Below are 23,348 nucleotides of genomic sequence, written 5' to 3'. Positions count from 1 at the left end.
CCATCCCCCGAGCCAATGCGCTTCAAATGAGCATGACTATATACCTACAAACTACGGCATTTTACCTAATTTGCAAGTGATCCAATTGGGGTGCATCGACGAATTCATGAGGGGGTGGCGGTTCAGCCGCCCTTCACCGCGCCGGAGGTCAGGCCGGCCACGATCTGCTTCTGGGCGACCACGGTCAGCACCAGCACCGGCACCACCACCACCAGCGCCGCGGCCGAAAGCGGCCCCCAGCTGACCTGCTCGAAGGTCAGGGAGTTGTAGACCGCGACCGGCAGGGTGCGGGTGGTGCGCCCGGCCAGCACGATGCCGAAGACGAAGTTGTTCCAGGAGAAGATGAAGGACAGCAGCAGGGCCACGGTGAGGCCCGGCCGGGTCAGCGGCAGCACGACGTGGCGGAACACCTGCCAGCGGTTGGCGCCGTCGATCCGCCCGGCCTCCTCCAGCTCGATCGGCAGGGCTTCGAAATAGGAGATCAGGACCCAGATCACGATCGGCAGGGTGATCACCAGATGGGTGATGATCTGCGGCCACAGCGTGCCCATCAGCCCGAGCCAGCGGAACATCAGGAACAGCGGGATCAGGTAGCTCAGGCCCGGCGTCATCCGGGCGATCATGACGACGACGGACAGCTTGGTCGCCCTGGCCCGGGCGATGCCGTAGGCGGCCGGGGCGCCGATCACCAGGCCGATCAGCGTGGCGCTGCCGGTGACGATCAGGCTGTTGATGAAGTAGCGGCCGAAGGAGTTCTCGGCGAAGACCTGGGCGTAGTTGCTCCAGGCCAGGGTGGTCGGGATCAGCACCGGCGGATAGCTGAGGTTGTCGACCTCCGGCTTCAGCGACAGCGACAGCATCCACAGGAAGAACAGCAGCGCCGGCGACACGATCACCAGCACGGCGAAATACAGCGCGGCGCGGCGCAGGATCTTCGAGAGGGGGCGGGGCATGGCGGGCCTCCTCAGGTGGCCGCGAGCTTGGCGCGCTGGCGCAGCCACAGCAGCGCCAGGGACATGGCGACGACGATGCCGAAGAACACCACCGCGATCGCCGAGCCGTAGCCGATGTCGTAGTAGGTGAAGGCCTGGGTGTAGAGGTAGATGTTGATCGTCTCCGACGCCGTGCCCGGGCCGCCCTGGGTGATGGCGTAGATGATGTCGAAGCTCTTCAGCGCGTCGATCGAGCGGATGATCACCGCCACCATCAGGAAGGGCGAGATCATCGGCAGGGTCAGGTAGCGGAACTGCTGCAGCCAGCTGGCGCCGTCGATCTGGGCGCTCTCATAGGGTTCCGTCGGCAATGCCGACAGGCCGCCCAGCACGATCAGCATGACCAGCGGCGTCCACTGCCAGGTCTCGACCAGCACCAGCGACGGGATCACCGTGGCCTGGTCGAACACCCACAGTGAGGGCGGCAGCCCGACCAGGCTGAGCAGGTAGTTCAGCACGCCGAGCTGCGGGTGGAACATCATGGTCCAGACCAGGGCGATGGCGACCGGGGTCGCCATCATCGGCATGATCACGATGCCGCGGGCCAGGCCGCGCAAAGGGAAGCGCTCGTTGAACACCAGCGCCGCCGCCAGCCCAAGGACCAGCGGCAGCAGCACGGACAGGGCGGTGTAGAGCAGCGTGTGCCACACCGCCTCGCCGAAGCGGGCGTCGGCGAACAGCTGGGCGTAGTTGTCGAGGCCGATGAAGCCGCCGGCGCCGGTGGCCTGCCAGTCATGCAGGCTGACCCAGCCGGTGAAGGCCCAGGGGAAGACGATCACCGTCCCGACCACCAGCACCGCCGGCAGGATGAAGGGCAGGTAGGTGCGCAGGGTCGGCGCGACGGCGTTCGGCCGCCGCGCCCGCACGCGTTGTCTCCGTCCCACCCCGGCGTCCGCGGCCGTCATCGGTTCAGGCCTCGCTCTTGGCCAGGATCGGCTTGAACTGCTCGGTCGCCTTGGCCAGCTCGGCCGCCGGGTCGGCGCCGCCGGCGATGTTGGTCAGGGCGATGCCGAAGATGTCGCGGAACTCGGTCACCGGCACGATCACCGGCAGGCCGAGCTTGCTGACCTTGGACGAGCCGACGACGGCGTCGATCCAGTCGGCCGGCAGGGTCACGCCCTTGCGCACCTCGGCATCGTCGAGGATCGAGGTGCGGAACGGCACGCCCGAGCCGCTCTGCAGCAGGTCGGCCTGCACCGTGCGCGACACCGCCCATTGGCAGAACAGGAAGGCGGCCTCCTTGTTCTCGCTGGCCTTGGTCACGCCGATGCCGTCGCCGAAGGTGGCGGAGGCCTGGGCCTGCGGGCCCTTCGGCATGACGCCGTAGCCGGTCTTGCCGACCACGCGCGACAGCTTCGGATCCTCCAGCGGCTTGGCGAAGCCGACGCCGTCCAGCCACATGCCGACCTTGCCCTGCAGGAAGGCCGACTGGCACTCGTTCCAGTTGAAGCCGGCGACGCCGGGAGGGGCCGCCTTGGTCAGCAGGCGCTGGTACAGCTTCGCCGCCTCGACCGCGCCGTCCGAGGTGGTGGCCAGGCTGCGGTCGTCGGCGAGCGGGGCGACGCCGTTGCCGAGCATGAAGGACGTCCAGACCGGGACATTGGCGTTCTTCATGCCGCGGGCGACGAAGCCATACGTGCCGGCGGCCGGGTCGGTCAGCGCCTCGGCGGCGGACACCAGCTCCTCGAAGCTGGTCGGGTATTTCAGCCCCTTGGCCGCGAACAGCTCCTTGTTCCAGTAGATGATCCAGTAGTCGACGCTGAGCGGCAGGCTGCCGATGGCGCCGTCGTCGGCGGTGGCGTAGGCCAGGCCGGCGCTGGAGAAGTCGGTCAGGCTGACGGCCGGGTCGGCGAGGGCCGGGTCGGCCAGGAACGGCCGCAGGTCGGCCAGCCAGCCGCCCTTCTCGAACATCCGCTTCTGCACATGATAGCTGAGATGGATGACGTCGAAGCTCGGCGCGCCGCTGTTGAACTCGATCACCGCCTTCTGCCGCTGCTGCTGCTCCGGCGTCTGCTCCAGCCCGACATCGATGCCGGTCAGGTCGGTGAATTCCTTCAGGTTCCGGGCGATGGTCTCGCTGCGCGGGCTCTTGACCAGGTTCACCTCGATATGGGTGCCGGCGTATTTCTTCCAGTCCGGCGCGGCCCAGGCCATGCGGGGCAGGGCCGCCGCGGCGGCAGCGGCTGCGGTGCCGGCGAGGAGCGAGCGGCGGCTCAGATTCAACATGGATGTCATGGTGTCCTCCCTATGCTTGGTTGAGCCGGGCTTGGGCCCGGCCGCTTCGGTTACAGCCCGAGGGCGCGGTTCCGGGCGTTGGCGATATGCGCCGTCATCGCCTCGGCGGCGCGGACCGGGTCCCGGGTCGCGATCGCGTCGATGATGCCGAGATGCTCCCGCATCACCGGCACGACGAGGCCGGCGATGCCGGTCAGCTCGCGCCGGATCAGCCGGATCTTGATCGAGTTGACGCGATAGGTCTTGGAGATGATCTCGTTGCCCAGCGCGTCGATGATGATGTCGTGCAGGCCCCAATCGGTGGCCTGGGCGTCGTCGACCACCTGCGGCGTGGGGCCTTCGCGCTCGACCCGGGCGATGATCTCCTCATGCTGCGCCCGCAGCACCTCGAGGCCCCCGTCGGTCACGGTGCGGGTGAAGGCGGCGGTCGCCTCCTTCTCCAGGAACAGCCGGAACTGGTAGGCGTCGCGGATCATGGTCAGGTCGATGTGCATGATCTGCATGCCGCGCTGCGGCACGGTCTTGATCAGCCCCTCGGCCTCCAGCCGCGGCACCAGCTCGCGGATGGCGCCGAGCGGCATCTGGGTCAGCGCCACCAGCTCGCGCTGGGAGATGAATTGCCCGGCGTGCAGGTTGTTGGCCAGGAGGTGCTGGGTGAAGCTGTCATAGGCCTTCTCGCGCAGCTTCAGCGGTTCGCCTTCACTCATCCGGTCGCCGCCATCGTCGTGAACAGGCTGTCCGCCGCGGCGCCGAGCCGTGCCGCCTCGGCCGGCGACAGCGGCTGCAGCGGCGCGCGGGTGGCGAGCCAGGTGGGATCGCCGGTGCGGTTCGCCACCAGCGCCTTGACCGCCGGGATCACCGGATAGGCCAGCAGGGCCTCGACCAGGCGCTGGATGCGGTCGTCGTCGCGCCCCTCCTGCACCAGCGGCAGCATCGCCTCGGGGTAGATGTTGGCGATGCCGGAGATGGCGCCCTGGCCGCCGAGCCGGACCGCGGCGGCGAGGCAGCGCTCATCGCCGATCAGGATCGCCAGGTCGCGATGCTGCGCCAGCAGGGCCTGGGCATAGTCCCAGCTGCCGGAGGAATCCTTGACGCCGCGGATCACCTCCGGAAAGGCGGCGCGCAGCCGGCCGACCAGCTCGACCGAGAGCGGCACCTGGGTGACGCTGGGGATATGATACAGGATCACGCCGCGGGCGGCGGCGCCGAGCTGCTCGAACACCCGGGCGAACCAGGCGAACAGGCCGTCATCGCCGACGCCCTTGAAGTAGAAGGGCGGCGGCAGCAGCAGCGCGTCGGCCCCGAAGTCCAGCGCCATCCGCGCCTGCGCCACGGCGTCCTCGGCCGAGGAGGCGGAGATGCCGCCGACCAGCTGGCGCCCCTCGATGCCGGCACCGGCCAGGGCGCCCAGCACCTGCTCGCGCTCGGACAGCGAGAAGGCGGCGCCCTCGCCGGTGGTGCCGAAGGCGGTGACGGTGCGGCAGCCCTGCGCCAGGCACCAGCGCACATGCGCGACGAAGCGCGGGAAATCGACACGCCCGTCCGGCCGGAAGGGGACGGTCAAGGCCGCGGAAAGGCCGAAACGCTCGCCTGGCTGGGGCACGTCCAACTCCCTGTCATCTGCCGCGCAGGCTCCGCGCGGGCAGTGATATCGATCTGACATGTCAGTCGTAGCGCAGAGGGCGGAGGACGTCAATATGTCGAACAAAAATGAATCGATCGGGCGAGCCGAGTAGGTTGGGTTCGCGGCCGCGAACCCAACAGGTTTGCTCCGTCGGCGGGGTGTTGGGTTCGCTTCGCGAACCCAACCTACGCGGTGAGCTCCGGCAGCGCCGCGCGGAGGCGGGCGATGTGCTCCGGGCCGATGCCGCAGCAGCCGCCGACCAGCGAGGCGCCGAGGCCGGCCCAGCGCCGGATCCAGCCGAGATAGCGGTCGGGGTCGAGATCGGCCCGCAGCTCCGACAGGCCGTCATTGGCGGCGGCGTCCTCCGGCTGCGGCGGGAAGGCGTTGGCGTAGACGCCGATCCGGACCGGCGACCGGGCCGCGCCGATCACCTGGGCGGCAGCCGTGACGGCGTCGCCCATCACCTCGGGCTGGCTGCAGTTGAACAGCACGGCCTCGGCGCCGAGATCGAGCGCCGCGCTCACCGCTTCGTCCACCGCCTCGCCGGAGCGCAGCCGCGGCATGCCGAGTTCTGGCCGCTCGTCCTCGATGGTGTAGGAGATCCACAGCGGTTTTCCGCGCCCGGCCACCGCCGCGGCCGCTGCGGCGACCTCGCGGATCGAGCTCTGGGTCTCGGCCAACCAGAAATCGACATGCGGCGCCAGCCCTTCGACCAGGATCCGGGCGATCTCCGGCGCGCGCTCCGGCTCGAACAGGTCGGGGCGGTAGGAGCCGAACAGCGGCGGCAGCGATCCCGCCACCCGCACCGGCGTGGCGGCCGATTCCGCGGCCCGGCGCGCCAGCCGTCCCGACAAGTCGGCCAGCTCCAGCCCGTGTGCGGAAAAACGCTCTTCGCCGATGTGGAAGGGCACCAGCGCGTAGCTGTTGGTGGTGATCACCTCCGCCCCGGCGGCGATGAAGGCCGCATGCGCCGCCTGCACCGTCTCGGGCGCCTCGATCAGCGCCAGCGCCGACCATTCCGGCTGCCGGAACGGCGCGCCCATCCGGGCGAGTTGCCGCCCCATGCCGCCATCCAGCAGCGTCACGCCGGGTCCTGACATGTCGAATCCATCGGTTCCGTTGGCGACGAGACACTGCAGTCCCGGCAGCCCCGCCGCCAGGACAAACTGTCATGCCCGGGCTTGACCCGGGCATCCAGAAATGTCGATGCCGCTCTGGGTGGCCCCTGGATCGCCGGGTCAAGCCCGGCGATGACAATAGAATTGAACCTTACCTTCTTCCTGAACTCACTTCGGGGCGGCGGCCTGCGGTCCGGCCTGGACCAGGCCCATGCCCATGGCCAGCCACACCAGATGGGCGTCGGTGCGGGCGCCGACCTTGGCCTTGATCTGGTAGTGGTAGTTGCGGACCGTCTTCAGGCTGAGATGCAGCGAGGCCGAGATCTCCTCATCCGACCAGCCCGAGGCGACGAGGCGCAGGATCTCGGTCTCGCGCGGGCTGAGCTCGTCCAGCGGGGAGGTCGGCCGGGCGAGGCGTTCGGCGGCGATCTCGCGGGCCACGTCGTTGCTCATGGCCCGGCCGCCCCGGGCGACGACCGCGACCGAGCTGACCAGCTCGGCGGCGTCGCTGCCCTTGGTGACGTAGCCGGCCGCCCCCGCCTCGAACGCCTTCAGGGCGAAGCCGGCACCGCTGTGCATGGTGAAGATCAGGATGCGCGCGTCGCGGTCCCATTGCCGGATGTGCCGCAGCGCCTCGATCCCGCCGATGCCGGGCAGCGAGAGGTCCATGATCACCACGTCGGGCCTGGACCTCTGATAGGCCTGGTAGGCGGAGGCGGCGTCATGCGCCTCCGCCACCACCTTGTAGCCCGGCGTGCGCTCCAGCAGCCGGCGATAGCCCTCCCGCACCACGGGATGGTCGTCGACCAGCAGGATGGTCAGCTCGGTCATGCCGCGGCCGGCGCCTCGCGGGCGGGCAGCAGCGGGATCAGCGCGGCGACGCGCACGCCCCAGCGCGCCTGGCTGATCGACAGGCTGCCGCCCAGCGCCGTGACCCGCTCGCGGATGCCGAGGATGCCGTAGCCCGGGGCCCAGCCCAGCCGCGACAGGGTGCCGCCTCCGTCATCCTCGACGCTCACGGCCACGGCGTCGCGGCCCTCCGTATCGACGCGCTCCACCTGCAGCCGGACGTCGCGCGGCTTGCCGTGGCGGGCGGCGTTGGTCAGGCATTCCTGGGCGATGCGGTAGATGCTCAGGCCGGTCGCCTCGGGCACCCCGGCGAGGCTGCCGACGATGTCGAGATGGAAGGCGGCCTGCCGGTCCTTCTGCGCGTTCCACCCGGCGACGAGCTGGGCCAGGCTGGCCTCCAGGCCGAGCTCCTCGACCTCCTGCGACCGCAGCCGGGCCAGGGCGCCGCGCAGCGTCGCCGTCATCCGCTTGCTGGTCTCGCGGATTGAGCGCGCGTCCTTGGCGAGGTCGGGGCGGTCCGCCGCCTCCAGCTCGATCACCGTGGCCAGGGCGCCGACGGCGGCGAGGCACTGGCCGAACTCGTCGTGCAGGTCCCGGGCCAGCGCCCGGCGCTCCTCCTCCTGCACCTGGAACAGGCGGTTGGTCAGCGCCATCCGCTGCGCCGTGGTCTCGGCCAGGCGGGCGGTCAGGTCGTTGACCGCGCGGGAGATCTGGTCGAACTCCGCCGTGCGATAGCCGGGCAGGCGGTAGCTGTAATCGCCTCGCCCGAGGCGCTGCAGGCCGGCGACGATGGTCCGGGCCGGCATCAGCGACTGCCCGACCAGCGCGGCGGCCAGGATGCCGATGCCGGCGGCGAGCAGCGCCGCGACGCTGAGCACGACATCGATCTGGTGCCAGGCCTGGCGGATGGCGGCGCCGCGGTCGGGCTCGGCCGTGACCACGCCGGCCAGGGGCTGCCGTGCGGACAGGGGGCGTTCGACCCGGGCATAGGCGCCGAAGACATGGTCGTAGACGGCCTGGAACCAGGAAGGCGCCGGATCGCCGATCGCCTCCAACTGGCTGCACAGGCCGCGCGGCGGCTCGCTGCCGGGAGAGAAGGTGACGCAGACACCGGGCGAGATGACCTTCATCGTCGCCATGGTTTCCCAGTCCGGGATCGGCACCAGATGCTGGCGGCTCAGCCCGCCGCGCCACAGCAGCTCACGCCAGTACAGCGTCTCGAGCGCGCCGGCGACGCGGTCGGCGGAGGCCGAGGCCTCCTTCTCGATGGCGCGGTGCGTGTCGAGCAGCACCCAGCCGACGGCGCAGGCCAGGCAGAGCAGGACGACGCCGGCGAGACGCAAGACGAGATGAACGAACAGGTTCATTTTTCGCCCCCGCGCGAATGGATCTTGCCGATACTGGTCGCCCGGCCCGGGGCTGGCAAGCGCGGAGGCCGCGACGGGCCGGCCGGCGGCGCAACTCGGGCATATTGCCCAAGCCGGTTCGGGACCGGTGCCCAGGCCCTTTGTCCTGCCGGGCCGATAGGCTTCGGACGGTCGATCCCCTGCCGTCGGAGCCCTGCATGAGCGAACGCGGATTCGAGTTGCCCGGGCGCGACCCGCTGCTGCCCTGGCTGATCTTCACCGGCGTCAGCCTCTTCGCCGTCGTCCTGCTGTGGTATTTCGGCCTGATCGGCCGGATGGTGGCCAGCGACCCGACCCACATCTCGCTGATCATCTCGGTGCTCTACGTCGCCAGCAGCCTGCACTGCCTGTGGCGCGTGCTGGCGATCTCGCGGGAAGGCGACGCAGCGGTGAAGGCGGCCCGGGCCGTGGTCGGGAACGGCCGCCGGGTCCTGACCGAGGGTGGCCTGCCGTCCGGCCTCGTCTCCGGCCATATCCGCGACCTCGCCACCAAGGCGGCGCTGCAGGGCGCCGAGCGGCTCGACCAGACGCTGCTGCTGCGCGTCCTCGCCAGCCGGCTGCGCGGGTCGAATGCCTTCGGCGCTTTCGCCAGCGACACGCTGATGAAGCTCGGCCTGCTGGGCACGATCATCGGCTTCATCATGATGCTGGCGCCGATCGCCGGGCTGGACACCGAGAACCGCGAGGCGGTGCGGTCGTCGATGTCGCTGATGAGCGACGGCATGGCGGTGGCCATGTACACCACGCTGGTGGGCCTGGCGGGTTCGGTCCTGCTCAAGATCCAGTACTCGCTGCTGGACAGCGCCACGGCGAAGATCTTCGCCTTCGCGGTCGACCTCACCGAGGTCCATGTCGTCTCGGCGCTGGACAGCCGGGCGCCCGCCGAATGATCGACGATTTCGAGCTGCTGCCGCGCGAAGACGCCTTCGACCCGTTCAGCGTGGTGCTGTTCAAGGCGCTGCAGATCCTGGCCTTCCTGTTCTTCGTGGCGCTGCTGATCGTGGCGCCGGAGGCGAAGGAGGGGAAGGTCGACAGCAAGGCCGAGTTCATGATCAGCCTGGACTGGCCGGACAATCATCCCGACGATTTCGACATCTTCGTCCAGGACCCGATCGGCAATGTCGTCTGGTACCGCCGGCGCGACGCCGGCTTCATGGTGCTGGACCGCGACGACCGCGGCGGCCTGAACGACTTCGTCCTGGTCAACGGCGTCAAGGTGCCGACCGCGACGCGGCAGGAGCTGGTTACCATCCGCGGCATCGTCGCCGGCGAATACACCGTGAACCTCTATCACTTCGCGGCCCTGACCGGGAAACCGGTGCCGGTGACGGTGACGGTGCAGAAGCTGAACCCGATCGTGACGATCGTGGCCAAGGAGACGATCGAGTCCGGCCAGGGCGGGACCGAGCGGACCATCGTCCGCTTCACCCTGGACCAGAAGGGCGCGGTCACCGGCACCAGCCATATCGCGCGGTCGATCCTGCAGACCTTCAACCGGACCTGGCAGGTCGGGCAGCCATGAGGGGGCCGTGATGACCGGGCTGGAGAGCAGCGTCCTCGGCCTGGCCCTGGCCTATGTGCTGCTGAGCACGATCCTGCTCGCGGTGATGATCGGGCTGCCGGTGCGCCGGCTGGTCAAGATCGCCGCGATCCTGGCCGCGAGCGTCGCCTATGTCGCGGTGTTCTTCGCCACGCAGGGGCTGCTCGGCTGGTCGGCGCCGGTGGCGGTGCCGGATCGCTTCCAGGTGCTGTGGACCCGCGTGCTGGAGCCGAACCCGTCGCGCGGCGAGCTTGGCGCCATCCATCTCTGGCTGGAGGAGCTGGACGATTCCAACCTGCCCAGCGGCGTGCCGCGGGCCTATCTGCTGCCCTATTCGCCGGAGCTGGCCGGCCGGGTCTCGGCCGCGCAGGCGGAGATCGAGAAGGGCAATCCGCAGGGCGGCCGGGCGCAGTATTTCGGCAGCCCGTCGCATGCCGGCGTGATGGGGTTCGTCAACGCCGGGGCGCCGCCGGGCGGCGACCCCTCCGGCGGCGGGCTGCTCGACCCGGAGTTCCTCGGCGGCCAGTCCAAATCGGTCGACCTGATCCCGCTGCCCAGGCCGGTGCTGCCGCCGAAGAACATCCCGTGAGGGCTTCTAAGCGGGCCACTCGACGATATGGTCCTCGTATTCGTCCTCCTCGACCTCCACCTCGGAGATCACCTTGTCGCGCACGCTGATGCCGGCGATGTGCACCGTCTCCGGGTCGCCGGAGACCAGCGGGTGCCACCAGTACAGATCGTGGCCTTCGGACAGCAGGCGGTAGGCGCAGGTCGAGGGCATCCAGCCGAGATGGTCGACATTCTTCGGCGTCAGCTGCACGCAGTCCGGCACGTAGCGGCGGCGGGTCGGGTAGTGCGTGCAGCGGCAGCTGTGAGTGTCCAAGAGCTTGCAGGCGATGTCGGTGTAGTCGACGTTGGGCGTGTCCGGCGGCTCGTCGGCGTCGCGCAGCTTGTGCAGGCAGCAGCGGCCGCAGCCGTCGCACAGCGACTCCCACTCCTTGCGGGTCATCTGGTCCAGGCGCTTGCGGCGCCAGAAGGGCTTGGTCTCGGTCACGATCGGGCCAGCGGCGGCAGCGGTGCCGGGTGCAGCGCCTCGAAGGCGCGGGCGGCGCGCAGCACCAGCGCGTCCCGGAACATCGGGCCGATGATCTGCAGGCCGATCGGCAGGCCCGCCGCGGTCAGGCCGCAGGGCACGCTGGCCGCCGGCTGCTGCGTCAGGTTGAAGGGGTAGGTGAAGGGCGTCCAGTTCGCCCAATACGAGCCGTCCGGCGCCGTCGGCGCCGCCTGCCCGGCGGCGAAGGCGGGGATCGGCAGGGACGGCATCAGCAGCAGGTCCCAGTCCTGGTGGAACCGGTTCATCGCCACGCCCAGCCGGCCGCGGGCCAGCGTCGCCCGGGTGTAGTCGAGCAGCGGGATCGCCGCACCCTCGGCCGCCACGGCGCGCAGGCCGGGGTCGATCAGGGCGTGCTTCTCCTCCGGGATCGAGGACAGCAGCGTCGCCGCGCCGACGAACCAGTGGGCGCGGAAGATCGGGCCGGTGTCGGGCAGGTCCAGCGTCACCGTCTCGACCCGGGCGCCGAGGCCGGCGAAGACCTCCGCCGCCTGCGCCACCGAGGCCGCCATCTCGGGGTCGACCGGCGCGTCGTCCAGGGTCGGGGCATAGGCGATGCGCAGGCCGCGGACGCCATCCTCCAGCCCCTCGGTGAAATCGGTCACCGGGAAGGGCAGGGCGGTCCAGTCGCGCGGGTCGGGCCGGGCCAGCACCGACAGCATCAGCGCGGCGTCGCGCACCGTGCGGGTCATCGGCCCGAGATGCGAGACGGTGCCGAAGGGGCTGAGCGGATAGGCCGGCACCCGGCCGAAGCTGGGCTTCAGCCCGAAGATGCCGGTGAAGCCGGCGGGGATGCGGATCGACCCGCCGCCGTCGCTGCCGATGTTCAGCGCCGCCATGCCCGTGGCCGCCGCCACCGCCGCGCCGCCGGAGGAGCCGCCGGGCGTCTTCGTCGGGTCCCACGGGTTGCGGGTGATGCCGGTCAGCACCGAATCGGTGACGCCTTTCCAACCGAATTCCGGCGTGGTGGTGCGGCCGACCAGCACCGCCCCGGCCTCGCGCAGCCGCGCCACCGACGGCGCGTCCTGGTCCCACGGGCCGGCCGGGTCGACCGTCTTCGACCCGCGCAGCGTCGGCCAGCCGCGGGCCAGGACCAGGTCCTTCACCGAGGTCGGCACGCCGTCGATCGGGCTCAGCGGCCGGCCCTCGTGCCAGCGCGCCTCCGACTGCCGGGCCGCGGCCAGCGCGTCCTCGCCGTGGACGCCGCAGAAGGCGTTGAGCTGCGGGTTCAGCCGCTCGATCCGGGCGAGGCTGGCCTGCGTCGCCTCGACCGGGGACAGGTCGCGGGCGGCGTAGAGGCTCGACAGCTCGGCTGCCGACAACAGGGCCGGATCGGTCACGCGGGGTCTCCCGGGTCGCTATGGGGTGGTACGATGGCGTCGTGCCCATCATCGCCGCCCCGGCGGGCTAATCAAGAGGCGGACCACCATGCTTCCGCCGCGGGCGTTGCCGCGCTATGGCTTGGGACAGGATTCGAGGAGAGACCCGTGCCTGCTGCGTCGATCGCCGTGATGACCGAGACCGCGATGGTGGTGCGCTTCGGCGAGACCATCGATCCGGCGATCGCCGACGCCATCCACGCCCTCGCGCTGTCGCTGGAGCGCGACCCGTTCCCCGGCTTCGTCGAGGCCTCGCCCGGCTTCGCCACGCTGGCCGTGTTCTTCGATCCCGACGCCGTGCCGCGCGACCGCGACGAGCCGCCGGCGGCCACGGTGCAGCGGCTGCTGGAGGCGCGGCTGTCCGGCCTCGACCCGGCGGCGCTGGGGGAGCCCCGGCTGGTCGAGATCCCGGTCGCCTATGGCGGCGGCTTCGGCCCGGACCTGGCCGAGCTGGCCCAGCATCACGGTCTGACCGAAGAGGAGGTGATCGCGCTGCATTCCGGCGGCGAGTACCGGGTGCACATGATCGGCTTCAGCCCCGGCTTCCCCTTCCTCGGCGGGCTGGCGGAGCGGCTGGCGACGCCGCGCCGGGCCTCGCCGCGGCTGAAGATCCCGGCCGGCTCGGTCGCCATCGGCGGGCCGCAGACCGGGATCTACCCGGTCGAATCCCCGGGCGGCTGGAACCTGATCGGCCGCACGCCGCTGGCGCTGTTCCTGCCGGGCGAGGACCCGCCCTGCCTGCTGGCGGCCGGCGACCGCATCCGCTTCCGCCCGATCGCGGCGGCGGCGTTCGAGGCCCTGGCCGGAGTTGCCAAGTGACCGTTGCCGTGCTCGACCCCGGCCTGCTGTCGACGGTGCAGGATCTCGGCCGCTTCGGCCATCGCCGCCACGGCGTGGTGGTGGGCGGGGCGATGGACCGGCGGTCGCACGCCGTCGCCAACATCCTGGCCGGCAACGATCCCGGCGCCGCCACGCTCGAGATGACGCTGATGGGGGCGGTGCTGCGCTTCGAGGCCGAGACGCTGATCGCGCTGGCCGGCGGCGGCATGCGCGGGACGGTGGGCGGCGAGGCGCTGCCGCTGCGCCGGCCGGTGCTGGTGCCGGCGGGGGCGGAGCTGCGCTTCACCCCGTCGTATATCGGCTGCCGCAGCTATCTGGCGATCGCCGGCGGCATCGCCGTGGCGCCGGTGCTGGGCAGCCGCTCGACCTATCTGCGGGCGGGACTCGGCGGGTTCGAAGGGCGGGCGCTCAAGGCGGGCGACCGGCTGCCGGCCGGCGCGCCGACGGCGTTGGGCCAGCGCCTGGCCAAGCTGCTGGCGGCGGAGCGCGGCGACCGGCCTTTCGCCACCACCGGCTGGTCCGCCGCCGCCGATCTCGACCCGTCGCTGCGGCGCTCGCCGCATGTCCGGGTGCTGCCGGGGCTGCAGGCGACCGCCTTCGACCCCGACAGCCTGGCCGCCTTCCACAATGAGCGCTTCACCGTCAGCCCGCGCTCCGACCGCATGGGCTACCGGCTGGACGGGCCGGCGCTGAGCCTGTCGTACCCCCGCGACCTGCTGTCCGAGGCGGTGACCACCGGCACGGTGCAGGTGCCGCCGGAGGGCAAGCCGATCGTGCTGATGGCCGACGCCCAGAGCACCGGCGGCTATCCGCGGATCGCCCAGGTGATCGAGTCCGACCTGCCGGTGCTGGGCCAGCTGCGCCCGGGCGACGTGCTGCGCTTCGTGCCGGTCGGGCTGGCCGAGGCCGAGGAGCGGCGCCGGCAGGCGCGGCTGGACCTGCGGCGCCTGGCCGCCGGGGTGGCGGTGCACGCCGGGATCTGAATTTCGAGAGGACGAGATGCGCGCGAAGCTCCGCGACACCGAGATCTGGTTCGACATCGACGGCGCCGGGCTGGTGCCGGACGGCGGCGCGATGCGCGAGCGGCCGACCGGCTTCCTGATCCATGGTGGCCCGGGCTCGGACCACAGCGGCTTCAAGCCGAGCCTGAGCCCGCTGGCCCAGCACCTGCAACTGGTCTATTTCGACCATCGCGGCCAGGGCCGCTCCGCCCGCGGCGACCCGGCGCGCTACACGCTCGACGAGAATGTCGAGGACATGGAGGCGCTGCGCCGCCATCTCGGCCTCGGCCCGATCGTCAGCATCGGCACCAGCTATGGCGGCATGGTCGCGATGGCGCATGCCGCGCGCTATCCGGAGGCGGTGTCGCATCTGGTGCTGATCGTCACCGCCGCGCACGCCGGCTTCATCCCGCGGGCGCAGGAGATTCTCCGCGAACGCGGCAATGCCGAGCAGGTCGCGGCGGGGGAGAGGCTGTGGGCCGGCGGCTTTCGCACCGAGGCGGAGCTGGAGGCCTATTACCAGGCGATGGGGCCGCTCTATTCCCGCCGCTACGACCCGGCGGCGGCGGCGGCGACGCAGGGGCGGGCGATCCATTCGCCGGACGCGATCAACCGCGCCTTCGGCCCCGACGGCTTCCTGCGCCGGCTCGATCTGCGGCCGGAGCTGGCGCGGATCACCGCGCCGACCCTGATCCTGGCCGGCCGGCACGACTGGATCTGCCCGCCCGAATTCTCCGAGGAGATCCACCGCCTGATCCCGGGCTCGGCCCTGCGCATCTTCGAGGACAGCAGCCACTCGATCCGGGTCGACGAGCCGGAGGCGCTGCGGGCGGCGATCGCGGGGTTCGTGGCCGGTTGACACAGGCCAGCTCCGCCGGGTCATCTGCGGCCATGAAATCGGCCCGCCGCACCCTGCCGCGCCTGCTGCACCGCGCCCACAACGCCTATCTGCGGCTGCGCAAGCCGCTGACCCTCGGTGCCCGCATGGTGGTGCGGGACGGGGAGGGGCGCTTCCTGCTGGTGCACCACACCTACCGCCCCGGCTGGTTCTTCCCCGGCGGCGGGGTGAAGAAATGGGAGAGCTTCGAGGCCTGCGCCGTGCGCGAGGCGCGCGAGGAGGCGGCGGTCGAGGTCGAATCGGTCGACCGTCTGTTCTCGGTCTACGCCCATTTCGACCAGCTGCGCTGCGACCATGTCGCGGTGTTCCTGGCCGACCGCTGGCGCCCGTCCGGCGGCCGCCTGTCCTTCGAGATCGCCGAGGCCCGCTTCTTCCCGGCCGACGACCTGCCGCGCGACATCCACGGCGCGACCCACCGTCGGATCCAGGAGATCCTCGGCCACCGCAGCATCGACCCCGTCTGGTGATCCCATGAGCGAAACGCCCCCGCCCGCCGACCGCCTGGCCCAGATCCAGGACTTCCTGCTGGTCTGCGACCAGTTCAAGCAGATCACCCGGCAGAACTATCTGACCGACGGCAGCCGGCGCGAGACCGACGCCGAGCACACCTGGCACATGGCGCTCTACGCTCTGCTGCTGAAGGACGAGATCGGCTTCGAGGTCGACATCGCCAAGGTCCTGTCGCTGGTGCTGACGCACGATCTGGTCGAGATCCATGCCGGCGACACCTTCGCCTATGACGATGTCGGCCGGCAGGACCAGGCGGCGCGCGAGGCCGAGGCGGCGGTGAAGCTGTTCGGCCTGTTGCCGCCCGACCTGCGCGACAGGGTGCATGGCTGGTGGACCGAGTTCGAGGCCGGCGAGACGCCGGAGGCTCGCTTCGCCCGCGCCCTCGACCGGCTGCAGGCCTTCGCCCAGAACGTGGCCAGCGGCGGCAAGTCCTGGCACGAGCACGGCGTTACCCGGACCCGGACCTTCAGCCGGATGCAGGAGGCGCTGGACAGCGACCCGACGGTGCGGCTGCTGGTCGAGCGTCTCTACGGCCATGCCGATCGGGAGAAGAGCTGGGTTCCCGAGCCCGGTCAGGCCTGAACGCCCTCCAGCCGGGCACGGTCCTCCGCCAGCGCGGTCGCGAGCCAGTCGGCCACGGTCCGGATGCGCGGCACGTCTTTGGCCGGGCCGGGCAGGACCAGCCAGAGCTCGCGCGTGACCACCGGGACGGGGCCGGACAGGCGCTCCAGCCCCGGCTCCTCATCCGCCATGAAGCAGGGCAGCATGGCGCGGCCGAGGCCGGCCTGGACCGCGGCCAGCAGCTCGATGCCGCCGCTCACCCGCAGCAGCGGGTCGCGGCCGCCGGGCTGGTCGCGCAGCCAGACGCTCTGCGGCAGCTCCTCATGCGCCTCGTCCAGGGCGATCCAGCCGTCGCCATCGGTGCCCCGCGCGCGATAGACGGCGTGGCCGATCCGGGCGGCCAGCCGCGCCGCCAGGTCGCCGGCGCGCGGCCGGGCCAGGCGCAGGGCGATATCGGCGTCGCGGCGCTCCAGATCCGCAGTCGTCTCCGCGCTCAGGATCGGCGGCCGCAGCCCGGCATGGCGCCGGTGCAGCGCGCCGAGGCGCGGGATCAGCCAGGAGGCGAAGCTGGGCAGCGCCGCGATCCGGATCGGGCCGGACAGCGCCGCCTCGCGGTCGCGCGCGGCATGGGCGATGGCGGCGGCCGCCCGCTCCATCGCCTCCGCCTGGACCGCGACGGCGGTCCCGACCGGGGTCGGCCGGAACCGCCGGTCGACCCGCTCGAACAGCGGCACACCCAGAACGGCTTCGGCGGCGGCGAGGCGGCGCGACACAGTGGTCTGGTCGACCCCCAGCGCCTGCGCCGCGGCTGAGGCAGTGCCGTGCCGGGCGATCGCCAGGACGAAGCGGGCGAGATCCCAATCCATGTCTGCAGTATTGCAGATGCGCCCGGCAGAATCTCGGCTTTCCTGCAGGCATGGCGGCGGCCAAGTTCGATCGCGTGATCCGCCGCGATCCCTGCGGCGGCCCGATGCCGGAGTGCCGGATGAAGCTGTACTACGCCCCCGAGACCTGCTCGCTGTCGCCGCACATCGTCCTGCGCGAGCTCGGCCTGCCCTTCACCCTGGTCCGGGTCGACAACCGGACCAAGAAAACCGCCGATGGCGGCGATTTCCTGGCGATCAACCCCAAGGGCTATGTCGCGGCGCTGCAACTCGACGACGGCCGGGTGCTGACCGAGGGGCCGGCGATCCTGCAATACCTGGCTGACCTGAAGCCCGAGGCTGGCCTGGCGCCGCCGAACGGGACCTGGGAGCGGGTTCGGCTGCAGGAATGGCTGAACTTCATGACCAGCGAGATCCATGCCGGCCTCAGCCCGCTGTTCAACGCGGCCCTGCCGGAGGAGGCGAAGGCGATCTTCCGCGAGAAGCTGTTCCGCCGCTTCGCCGTGATCGAGGACGCGCTGCGGCAGCGGGACCATCTGCTCGAGGACGGCTTCAGCGTCGCCGACGCGTATCTGTTCACGGTGCTGGGCTGGACCCGGTTCTTCGCCATCGACCTCGGCCGCTGGCCGGCGATCGCGGCCTATCTGCGGCGCATCGGCGCCCCCCCGTCGGTGACCGCCGCGCTGGCCGCCGAAGCGCCGGCCGAAGCCGCCTGACCCCCCTTCTTTCCTGGAGACGACCCATGCTTCCCAAGACCCTGCTCGACCATGCCGGCGCCCGGCTCCAGCCCGCCGCCCTGTCGGAGGCGGTGCTGGTGCTGATCGACATGCAGCGCGAATACAGCGACGGCCAGCTGTCCCTGCCCGGATGGAGCGCTGCGGTCGAGGCGGCCGCCGCGCTGCTGGCCCGGGCGCGCCGCCTCGGCACCCCGATCATCCATGTGCTGAACGAGCGCAAGGGCGGCCTGTTCGACGTCGACGGCCCCTATGTCGCCCCGATCGCGGCGGTGGCGCCGGCGGCCGGGGAGGTGGTGGTGAAGAAAGGCCTGCCCAACGCCTTCGCCGGCACCGACCTGGCCGGGCGCATCGCCGTGACCGGGCGTTCCAAGCTGGTGACGGTCGGCTTCATGACTCATATGTGCGTCGACGCCACCACCCGCTCGGCGGTCGACCACGGCCTGTTCTCGACGGTCGTCGCCGCGGCCTGCGGCACTCGCGACCTGCCGGATCCGCTCGGCGGCGTGCGGCCGGCGGCGGAGGTGCACCGGGCGGCGCTGACCGCCCTGGCCGACCGCTTCGCCGTGGTTGTCGCGCAGGGGGATGCCGTCCGCGACTGACGCGCTATCCTCTCGGGAGTGAAGGCGGCCCGCCGGGGCCGCCGATCCCACCGGGAGGATCGCCATGGCCGCCAAACCGCACGCCTACCCGCCCGCGGAGGTCGAGGCCCGCCTGGCCCGCGACCTGCCGCGCTGGCGCTACCAGGACGGCAGTATCAGCCGGCGCTATGAGACGCATGGCTGGAAGGGCACGATGCTGGCGATCGGCGCCATCGGCCATCTGGCCGAGGCCGCCTGGCACCATCCGGAGATCGCCGCCTCCTGGGGCTGGGTCGAGGTCCGGTTGAACACGCATGATGCCGGCGGCGGCATCACCGACCGCGACTTCGCCCTGGCCCGCAAGATCGAGGAGGTGGTGGCCTGGCAGCCGGCCCGCGAGGGGGGCGGGCTGGACGGCACGCCGACCGACGCGCGCTTCGCCTACATCAAGTACGACTGAGGGGGTCAGCCCTCGCGGCGGCGTTCGAAGCGGACGCCGATGGAATCGGCTTCGGGGAAGACGTCGAGCTTCTCGACCTCGGCCACCGCCCGCAGCACCATCGGATGGGCCATGGCGAGGTCCAGCACATGCTCGGCGACGGTCTCGATCAGCCGCACATGCTCGGTCTCGGCCAGGGCCTGCAGGCCCTGCACCAGCCCCTCATAGGAGGGGACGCGGCCGATGTCGTCGCCGATGCCACCCGGCGGCAGCTCGACCTCCATCTCGACGCTGATGCGGACGCGCTGGCGCCGCTGCTCCTCATGGGCATAGACGCCGATCGACATCGGCACGACGAAATGGCGCAGCCGGATCAGATAGGTGGCCGGGCGCGCGGTCTCGGCCACCGGAAAGGATGTCGGCTTCGATCCGGCGCGCGTGACGAGCGGGATCGGGGAACGATTCGGGGCACTCATGGGGCGATCCGATTGGCGGATTCAGGGCCGTGACTCTGCCGGCCGAGGGTCCGATGGCGAGGCACGGGCAGTCTGGCCGTGCAATGGCCCGAGGAGGAGCATCCTGCCCCGATCGGCCCGGGAAGGCGAGAGGAAATGCACGCGCCGCGTGCATGGCTCCCGCCACCTCGGCGAGGCGGATCCGGACCCGATCAGGTCGTCAGCAGGATGGCCCCGCGGCCCTCGATCGGCTCGGCGCCGGCGATCTTGGCGATGACGTCGCCGGGCCGCACCAGCCGGTGCAGGCACTGCGACCACAGCACCCCGTCGACCCCGGCATGGAGCGGCGTGCGCGCCTGGTCGGGGGAAGCGGTGGGATCGACGATGTCGGCCACGTGCTCGCCGCGGCGCAGCCGGGCGCCGAGCGGCTGCGCATAGGTGACGATGCCGGCGACCGGGGCGCGCAGCATCTCGTTGCCGGCCAGCGGCGTCGCCTCGCACCGCGCCTCGGGCAGCGGGCCGGGATCGCCGGCCACCACGCCGCGGCGCTGCAGGAAGCGGATCAGCGCGTCGGCGTCGGCCCCGGCGGTGTCGTCGTCGACATCGGCCTGGCCGCGCAGCTCGATCGTCGCCGCCAGGCAGGCCGGCGGCAGCGGATGCTCGTCGCCGAGCAGCCGGCGCAGCACCCACCACGGCGACGAATTGGCCTCGTCGAATGGGTTGTCGCCGGACTCCTCGGCCAGCAGCACCGCCTCGGCCCCGAACTCGCGGGCCAGGTCCTCGCCATCCGGCCACAGCGGCGTGCCGAGATAGACATGCACCGGCGCCCGGTTGTCGCAATGCAGGTCGAGCACGAGATCGGCGTCGATCGACAGGCCCAGCAGCAGCTTGCGCAGCGCGCCGGTCTCGCCGGCCGGCTGGTGCTCCGCCAGCGCCGCCAGCAGGGCCGCGCGCACCAGCCGGACATTGCGCTCGGTGTCGCCGGTCAGCTGGCCGGCGATGCGCGGCGCCACGATCGGGGCCAGGTCGGGGTAGTGGCGGTTGAAGTTGCCGCGCCCGTCCAGGGCGAAGCGACCGATGTGATATTCCAGCACCGATTGCGACAGGCCGATCGGGTTGGCGACCGGCACCACCACGATCTCGCCTTTGATCGCCCTGGCGGCGTCGAGCGCATCGAGCCGGCGCAGCAGGTGGTGGGCCGCCAGCATGCCCGGCAGCTCGTCGGCGTGCAGCCCGGCCTGGACATAGGCCTTGGGGCAGGCCCCGGGCTGGCCGTAGCGGTGCACGGTGACGGTGCGGCTGGTCCCGAGGGCGGGCGAGGGCAGCGGGATCTGGCTGACGGTCTTGCTCATGGCGGCTCTCTGACGGAAGGCGTGGCACCCTAGCGCGGTGGCCGTCGGAAGGCATCAGCGGCAATGCCGTCTAAATTTTCGCCAGTGCCGCATTGGTTGCCTAGAATTTAATCATTGGTGATTTGCCGATCGGCGGCGAGCCTCGCCTTCGGCCACCTCGGCAGAACCGGCACGGCACTTGCTTGGACCGGGGCGAAGGGCGGTTCGAGCCGGTGCCGACAGGGCGGCTGCCGACCGTCAGCCGGGAAGACGAAGGCTGGAGACGACTCAATGAAGCGGACGTTTTGGGGGACAGGACTAGTAGGGGCGGCCTTGCTGCTCGCCCTGCCGGCATTGGCGCAGGACGCGCCGGCCGTGCCGGATTCGGGGGCGACGGCCTGGATGCAGACCTCCACGCTGCTGGTCCTGATGATGGCCATTCCGGGTCTGGCGCTGTTCTACGGCGGCATGGTGCGGAAGGCGAACGTGCTGTCGATGCTGATGCAGTGCTTCGCCACCACCTGCCTGATCAGCATCGCCTGGATGGTGCTCGGCTACAGCCTCGCCTTCACCAATGGCGGTCCCTATCTCGGGGATCTCTCGCGTTTCTTCCTCAATGGCCTGCCGGTCTCGGGCGTGTTCACGCTCGGCGCGGGCGGGGCGGCGGCCCCGGTCGCCACGGTCATCCCGGAATCGGTCTACATGATGTTCCAGATGACCTTCGCCGCGATCACGCCGGCGCTGATCGTCGGGGCCTTCGCCGACCGGATGAAGTTCTCGTCGCTGCTGGTTTTCATGCTGCTCTGGTCGCTGCTCGTCTATGCGCCGGTGGCCCATTGGGTGTGGCAGCCGAACGGCTGGCTCTTCAGTCTCGGCGTGCTCGACTTCGCCGGCGGCACGGTGGTGCACATCAATGCCGGCATCGCCGGGCTGGTCGCCTGCATCGTGATCGGCAAGCGCAAGGGCTACGGCACCGGTGCGGCGCATGCCTTCGCGCCGCACAACCTGGTCTACAGCGTGATCGGCGCCTCGCTGCTGTGGGTCGGCTGGTTCGGCTTCAACGCCGGCTCCTGGCTCGCCGCCGACGGCCGCTCCGGCATGGCGTTCGCGGCGACCCACATCGCCACCGCCGCCGCGGCGCTGGCCTGGATGTTCGCGGAATGGGCGAGCAAGGGTAAGCCGAGCGTGCTCGGCGTCATCTCCGGCGCCGTGGCCGGCCTGGTCGCGATCACCCCGGCCTGCGGCTTCGTCAACCCGACCGGGGCGCTGGTGATCGGCATCGTCGCCGGCATCGTCTGCTTCATCGCCTCGACCTCGATCAAGAAGGCGTTCGGCTATGACGACTCGCTCGACGTGTTCGGCGTCCATGGCATCGGCGGCATCGTCGGCGCCCTGCTGACCGGCGTCTTCGCCGATCCGGCGGTGTCCGCCGGGGCCGGCGACTATGCCGGCCTGCTCTACGGCAACCCCGGCCAGCTCTGGATCCAGCTCGAAGGCGTGGTCGCGACCCTGGTCTGGAGCGGCGTTGTCACCCTGGTGCTGCTGCTCGTGATCAAGGCGGTGATGGGCCTGCGGGTTTCGGAAGAGGCGGAGCGCGACGGCCTCGACCTCGCCCTGCACGGCGAGGCAGTGCAATAGCGCGTCGCACCATTGGCGGCCAGACTTGGGGCGTCCTTCGGGACGCCCCTCTTTTTTGCGCGGTCCCCGGGCTGCCGAATTTTCAGGCAAAAAAATAGGGCGGCCGAAGCCGCCCTCCTGCGTTCCTGGACCGGGATCCCGGGTCAGCGGGCCTGGGACATGGCGATCGCGGTGTCGCCCATCCGGTTCGAGAAGCCCCATTCGTTGTCGTACCAGCTCATCACCCGCACGAAGGTGCCGTCGATGACCTTGGTCTCGTTGATCGCGAAGATCGAGGAGCGGGCGTCGTGGTTGAAGTCGGTCGACACCAGGTCCTCCTCGTAGAAGCCGAGGATGTCCTTCAACTTGCCATCGGCGGCCTGCTTGATCGCCGCGTTGACCTCCTCGACCGTGGTCGGGCGCTTGGCGACGAACTTGAAGTCGACGACCGAGACGTTCGGCGACGGCACCCGGATCGAGGTGCCGTCCAGCTTGCCCTTCAGCTCCGGCAGCACCTTGCCGACGGCCTTGGCGGCGCCGGTCGAGGTCGGGATCAGGTTCAGCGCCGCGGCCCGGGCCCGGTGCAGGTCCTTGTGCATCGTGTCGACGATGCGCTGGTCGCCGGTGTAGCTGTGGATCGTGGTCATGAAGCCGTGCTCGATGCCGACCGCCTCATGCAGCACCCAGGCGACGGGCGCCAGGCAGTTGGTGGTGCAGGAGGCGTTCGAGACGATCTTGTGCTCGGCGGTCAGCTTGTCGTGGTTGACGCCGTAGACGACGGTCAGGTCCTCGTCGGTCGCCGGGGCCGAGATCAGCACCTTCTTGGCGCCGGCCGTCAGCTGCTTGGCCGCGTCGTCGCGCTTGGTGAAGATGCCGGAGCATTCCAGCGCGATCTCGACGTCCAGCGCGCCCCAGGGCAACTGGGTCGGGTCGCGCTGCTGCACCGCCTTGATGCCGTGGCCGTTGACGATCAGCGTGTCGCCCTCGACCGCGATGTCGAACGGCGCCCGGCCGTGCACGCTGTCGTATTTCAGCAGATGGGCGTTGGTCTTGACGTCGGCGAGGTCGTTGATCGCGACCACCTCGATGTCCTTGCGCCCGGATTCGATCAGCGCCCGCAGCACCAGGCGCCCGATGCGCCCGAACCCGTTGATGGCAACCTTCACGGCCATGTCGTCTTCTCCGCTCCGATGGTCTCGTACCCGATAGCCTATCAGGACCGACCCGTCCCTCTTCTTGTCAT

General features: G+C 70.8%; 26 protein-coding genes. 12 read left to right on the top strand and 14 right to left on the bottom strand.

Annotated elements, in window-relative coordinates:
• Positions 1–122: 122 nt before the first annotated feature.
• The 8 genes from ACTOWL_RS24915 to ACTOWL_RS24880 form a co-directional block, all read right to left on the bottom strand.
• A complete protein-coding gene (locus ACTOWL_RS24915) occupies positions 123–953 on the bottom strand; it encodes a carbohydrate ABC transporter permease (protein WP_441323982.1) in 831 nt (276 codons plus the stop codon).
• 11 nt (positions 954–964) lie between these two features.
• Complete coding sequence (locus ACTOWL_RS24910; RefSeq protein ID WP_441323981.1) at positions 965–1,858, bottom strand: carbohydrate ABC transporter permease; 894 nt, start codon at positions 1,856–1,858, stop codon at positions 965–967.
• A 43-nt stretch (positions 1,859–1,901) separates the two neighbouring features.
• Positions 1,902–3,227, bottom strand: a complete 1,326-nt coding sequence (locus tag ACTOWL_RS24905; protein WP_441323980.1) for an ABC transporter substrate-binding protein — start codon at positions 3,225–3,227, stop codon at positions 1,902–1,904.
• Positions 3,228–3,277: 50 nt separating this feature from the next.
• The gene (locus ACTOWL_RS24900) at positions 3,278–3,934 is read right to left on the bottom strand and encodes a GntR family transcriptional regulator (RefSeq protein ID WP_441323979.1); all 657 of its coding nucleotides are present in this window, start codon (positions 3,932–3,934) and stop codon (positions 3,278–3,280) included.
• The gene (locus tag ACTOWL_RS24895; RefSeq protein WP_441323978.1) at positions 3,931–4,830 is read right to left on the bottom strand and encodes a dihydrodipicolinate synthase family protein; all 900 of its coding nucleotides are present in this window, start codon (positions 4,828–4,830) and stop codon (positions 3,931–3,933) included. Before ACTOWL_RS24895 ends, ACTOWL_RS24900 begins: the two co-directional genes overlap by 4 nt.
• Positions 4,831–5,036: 206 nt before the next feature.
• Entirely contained in the window at positions 5,037–5,951 is a 915-nt protein-coding gene (locus ACTOWL_RS24890; RefSeq protein WP_441323977.1) for a homocysteine S-methyltransferase family protein, read from the bottom strand.
• 186 nt (positions 5,952–6,137) lie between these two features.
• Positions 6,138–6,800, bottom strand: coding sequence for a response regulator (locus tag ACTOWL_RS24885; RefSeq protein ID WP_441323976.1), 663 nt, complete (start codon positions 6,798–6,800; stop codon positions 6,138–6,140).
• Positions 6,797–8,185, bottom strand: coding sequence for a histidine kinase (locus tag ACTOWL_RS24880; protein ID WP_441323975.1), 1,389 nt, complete (start codon positions 8,183–8,185; stop codon positions 6,797–6,799). Before ACTOWL_RS24880 ends, ACTOWL_RS24885 begins: the two co-directional genes overlap by 4 nt.
• A gap of 197 nt (positions 8,186–8,382) precedes the next feature.
• On the opposite strand from ACTOWL_RS24880, the gene ACTOWL_RS24875 reads away from it, so the two are divergent.
• From ACTOWL_RS24875 to ACTOWL_RS24865, 3 genes are read left to right on the top strand one after another with little or no spacing between them, the layout of a single operon-like run.
• A complete protein-coding gene (locus ACTOWL_RS24875; protein ID WP_441323974.1) occupies positions 8,383–9,114 on the top strand; it encodes a MotA/TolQ/ExbB proton channel family protein in 732 nt (243 codons plus the stop codon).
• The gene (locus tag ACTOWL_RS24870; protein ID WP_441323973.1) at positions 9,111–9,746 is read left to right on the top strand and encodes a hypothetical protein; all 636 of its coding nucleotides are present in this window, start codon (positions 9,111–9,113) and stop codon (positions 9,744–9,746) included. Before ACTOWL_RS24875 ends, ACTOWL_RS24870 begins: the two co-directional genes overlap by 4 nt.
• Positions 9,747–9,756: 10 nt before the next feature.
• Positions 9,757–10,353, top strand: coding sequence for a hypothetical protein (locus ACTOWL_RS24865; protein WP_441323972.1), 597 nt, complete (start codon positions 9,757–9,759; stop codon positions 10,351–10,353).
• Positions 10,354–10,359: 6 nt separating this feature from the next.
• On the opposite strand, the gene ACTOWL_RS24860 is transcribed toward ACTOWL_RS24865, so the two are convergent.
• Positions 10,360–10,818 (bottom strand): YcgN family cysteine cluster protein, encoded by a 459-nt coding sequence (locus tag ACTOWL_RS24860; RefSeq protein WP_441323971.1) that lies wholly within the window; start codon positions 10,816–10,818, stop codon positions 10,360–10,362.
• Positions 10,815–12,215: an amidase gene (locus ACTOWL_RS24855; RefSeq protein WP_441323970.1), complete on the bottom strand. Its 1,401-nt coding sequence runs from the start codon at positions 12,213–12,215 to the stop codon at positions 10,815–10,817. The genes ACTOWL_RS24860 and ACTOWL_RS24855 overlap by 4 nt, the downstream gene beginning before the upstream one ends.
• 147 nt (positions 12,216–12,362) lie before the next feature.
• Between ACTOWL_RS24855 and pxpB the strand changes: the two genes are divergently transcribed.
• From pxpB to ACTOWL_RS24830, 5 genes are read left to right on the top strand one after another with little or no spacing between them, the layout of a single operon-like run.
• Positions 12,363–13,073 carry a 5-oxoprolinase subunit PxpB gene (gene pxpB, locus ACTOWL_RS24850; RefSeq protein ID WP_441323969.1) on the top strand — a complete coding sequence of 237 codons (711 nt, stop codon included), beginning with the start codon at positions 12,363–12,365 and terminating at the stop codon, positions 13,071–13,073.
• The gene (locus ACTOWL_RS24845) at positions 13,070–14,077 is read left to right on the top strand and encodes a biotin-dependent carboxyltransferase family protein (protein WP_441323968.1); all 1,008 of its coding nucleotides are present in this window, start codon (positions 13,070–13,072) and stop codon (positions 14,075–14,077) included. Before pxpB ends, ACTOWL_RS24845 begins: the two co-directional genes overlap by 4 nt.
• A 16-nt stretch (positions 14,078–14,093) precedes the next feature.
• Positions 14,094–14,954 (top strand): alpha/beta fold hydrolase, encoded by an 861-nt coding sequence (locus tag ACTOWL_RS24840; protein ID WP_441323967.1) that lies wholly within the window; start codon positions 14,094–14,096, stop codon positions 14,952–14,954.
• Positions 14,955–14,986: 32 nt separating this feature from the next.
• Positions 14,987–15,460 (top strand): NUDIX domain-containing protein, encoded by a 474-nt coding sequence (locus ACTOWL_RS24835; RefSeq protein WP_441323966.1) that lies wholly within the window; start codon positions 14,987–14,989, stop codon positions 15,458–15,460.
• A gap of 4 nt (positions 15,461–15,464) precedes the next feature.
• A complete protein-coding gene (locus tag ACTOWL_RS24830; protein ID WP_441323965.1) occupies positions 15,465–16,085 on the top strand; it encodes an HD domain-containing protein in 621 nt (206 codons plus the stop codon).
• Here the strand turns inward: ACTOWL_RS24830 and ACTOWL_RS24825 are convergent.
• On the bottom strand, positions 16,076–16,930 hold the full coding sequence (locus tag ACTOWL_RS24825) for a LysR family transcriptional regulator (protein ID WP_441323964.1): 855 nt from the start codon (positions 16,928–16,930) through the stop codon (positions 16,076–16,078). The genes ACTOWL_RS24830 and ACTOWL_RS24825 overlap by 10 nt on opposite strands.
• A gap of 119 nt (positions 16,931–17,049) precedes the next feature.
• Here ACTOWL_RS24825 and gstA point away from each other — a divergent pair, with 119 nt between their 5' ends.
• The 3 genes from gstA (at position 17,050) to ACTOWL_RS24810 (ending at position 18,723) form a co-directional block, all read left to right on the top strand.
• A complete protein-coding gene (gene gstA / locus ACTOWL_RS24820) occupies positions 17,050–17,664 on the top strand; it encodes a glutathione transferase GstA (RefSeq protein ID WP_441323963.1) in 615 nt (204 codons plus the stop codon).
• Positions 17,665–17,690: 26 nt separating this feature from the next.
• Positions 17,691–18,284, top strand: a complete 594-nt coding sequence (locus ACTOWL_RS24815; RefSeq protein ID WP_441323962.1) for an isochorismatase family protein — start codon at positions 17,691–17,693, stop codon at positions 18,282–18,284.
• A gap of 64 nt (positions 18,285–18,348) precedes the next feature.
• Positions 18,349–18,723, top strand: a complete 375-nt coding sequence (locus ACTOWL_RS24810; RefSeq protein ID WP_441323961.1) for a 4a-hydroxytetrahydrobiopterin dehydratase — start codon at positions 18,349–18,351, stop codon at positions 18,721–18,723.
• 5 nt (positions 18,724–18,728) lie between these two features.
• Here ACTOWL_RS24810 and ACTOWL_RS24805 read toward each other — a convergent pair whose 3' ends face one another.
• Entirely contained in the window at positions 18,729–19,109 is a 381-nt protein-coding gene (locus tag ACTOWL_RS24805) for a dihydroneopterin aldolase (RefSeq protein WP_441323960.1), read from the bottom strand.
• 260 nt (positions 19,110–19,369) lie between these two features.
• A complete protein-coding gene (locus ACTOWL_RS24800; protein WP_441323959.1) occupies positions 19,370–20,509 on the bottom strand; it encodes a succinylglutamate desuccinylase/aspartoacylase family protein in 1,140 nt (379 codons plus the stop codon).
• A 270-nt stretch (positions 20,510–20,779) separates the two neighbouring features.
• On the opposite strand from ACTOWL_RS24800, the gene ACTOWL_RS24795 reads away from it, so the two are divergent.
• Positions 20,780–22,126: an ammonium transporter gene (locus ACTOWL_RS24795; protein ID WP_441323958.1), complete on the top strand. Its 1,347-nt coding sequence runs from the start codon at positions 20,780–20,782 to the stop codon at positions 22,124–22,126.
• A 143-nt stretch (positions 22,127–22,269) separates the two neighbouring features.
• On the opposite strand, the gene gap is transcribed toward ACTOWL_RS24795, so the two are convergent.
• Complete coding sequence (gene gap, locus ACTOWL_RS24790) at positions 22,270–23,277, bottom strand: type I glyceraldehyde-3-phosphate dehydrogenase (RefSeq protein WP_441323957.1); 1,008 nt, start codon at positions 23,275–23,277, stop codon at positions 22,270–22,272.
• Positions 23,278–23,348 lie beyond the last annotated feature (71 nt).

The organism is Inquilinus sp. CA228 (assembly GCF_052078665.1).
In the GTDB taxonomy this organism is placed as follows: Bacteria; Pseudomonadota; Alphaproteobacteria; order DSM-16000; family Inquilinaceae; genus Inquilinus.
The sequence above is the reverse complement of the archived record's forward strand: the minus strand, read 5'-3'. Positions and strand labels throughout refer to the sequence as shown.

Bases quoted from the DNA above. Each gene is read 5' to 3' on its own strand.
- ACTOWL_RS24915 (WP_441323982.1), bottom strand. From the start codon at position 953: ATGCCCCGCCCCCTCTCGAAGATCCTGCGCCGCGCCGCGCTGTATTTC.
- ACTOWL_RS24905 (WP_441323980.1), bottom strand. From the start codon at position 3,227: ATGACATCCATGTTGAATCTGAGCCGCCGCTCGCTCCTCGCCGGCACC.
- ACTOWL_RS24900 (WP_441323979.1), bottom strand. From the start codon at position 3,934: ATGAGTGAAGGCGAACCGCTGAAGCTGCGCGAGAAGGCCTATGACAGC.
- ACTOWL_RS24890 (WP_441323977.1), bottom strand. From the start codon at position 5,951: ATGTCAGGACCCGGCGTGACGCTGCTGGATGGCGGCATGGGGCGGCAA.
- ACTOWL_RS24885 (WP_441323976.1), bottom strand. From the start codon at position 6,800: ATGACCGAGCTGACCATCCTGCTGGTCGACGACCATCCCGTGGTGCGG.
- ACTOWL_RS24880 (WP_441323975.1), bottom strand. From the start codon at position 8,185: ATGAACCTGTTCGTTCATCTCGTCTTGCGTCTCGCCGGCGTCGTCCTG.
- ACTOWL_RS24875 (WP_441323974.1), top strand. From the start codon at position 8,383: ATGAGCGAACGCGGATTCGAGTTGCCCGGGCGCGACCCGCTGCTGCCC.
- ACTOWL_RS24870 (WP_441323973.1), top strand. From the start codon at position 9,111: ATGATCGACGATTTCGAGCTGCTGCCGCGCGAAGACGCCTTCGACCCG.
- ACTOWL_RS24865 (WP_441323972.1), top strand. From the start codon at position 9,757: ATGACCGGGCTGGAGAGCAGCGTCCTCGGCCTGGCCCTGGCCTATGTG.
- ACTOWL_RS24840 (WP_441323967.1), top strand. From the start codon at position 14,094: ATGCGCGCGAAGCTCCGCGACACCGAGATCTGGTTCGACATCGACGGC.
- ACTOWL_RS24835 (WP_441323966.1), top strand. From the start codon at position 14,987: ATGAAATCGGCCCGCCGCACCCTGCCGCGCCTGCTGCACCGCGCCCAC.
- ACTOWL_RS24830 (WP_441323965.1), top strand. From the start codon at position 15,465: ATGAGCGAAACGCCCCCGCCCGCCGACCGCCTGGCCCAGATCCAGGAC.
- ACTOWL_RS24825 (WP_441323964.1), bottom strand. From the start codon at position 16,930: ATGGATTGGGATCTCGCCCGCTTCGTCCTGGCGATCGCCCGGCACGGC.
- gstA (WP_441323963.1), top strand. From the start codon at position 17,050: ATGAAGCTGTACTACGCCCCCGAGACCTGCTCGCTGTCGCCGCACATC.
- ACTOWL_RS24815 (WP_441323962.1), top strand. From the start codon at position 17,691: ATGCTTCCCAAGACCCTGCTCGACCATGCCGGCGCCCGGCTCCAGCCC.
- ACTOWL_RS24810 (WP_441323961.1), top strand. From the start codon at position 18,349: ATGGCCGCCAAACCGCACGCCTACCCGCCCGCGGAGGTCGAGGCCCGC.
- ACTOWL_RS24800 (WP_441323959.1), bottom strand. From the start codon at position 20,509: ATGAGCAAGACCGTCAGCCAGATCCCGCTGCCCTCGCCCGCCCTCGGG.
- ACTOWL_RS24795 (WP_441323958.1), top strand. From the start codon at position 20,780: ATGAAGCGGACGTTTTGGGGGACAGGACTAGTAGGGGCGGCCTTGCTG.
- gap (WP_441323957.1), bottom strand. From the start codon at position 23,277: ATGGCCGTGAAGGTTGCCATCAACGGGTTCGGGCGCATCGGGCGCCTG.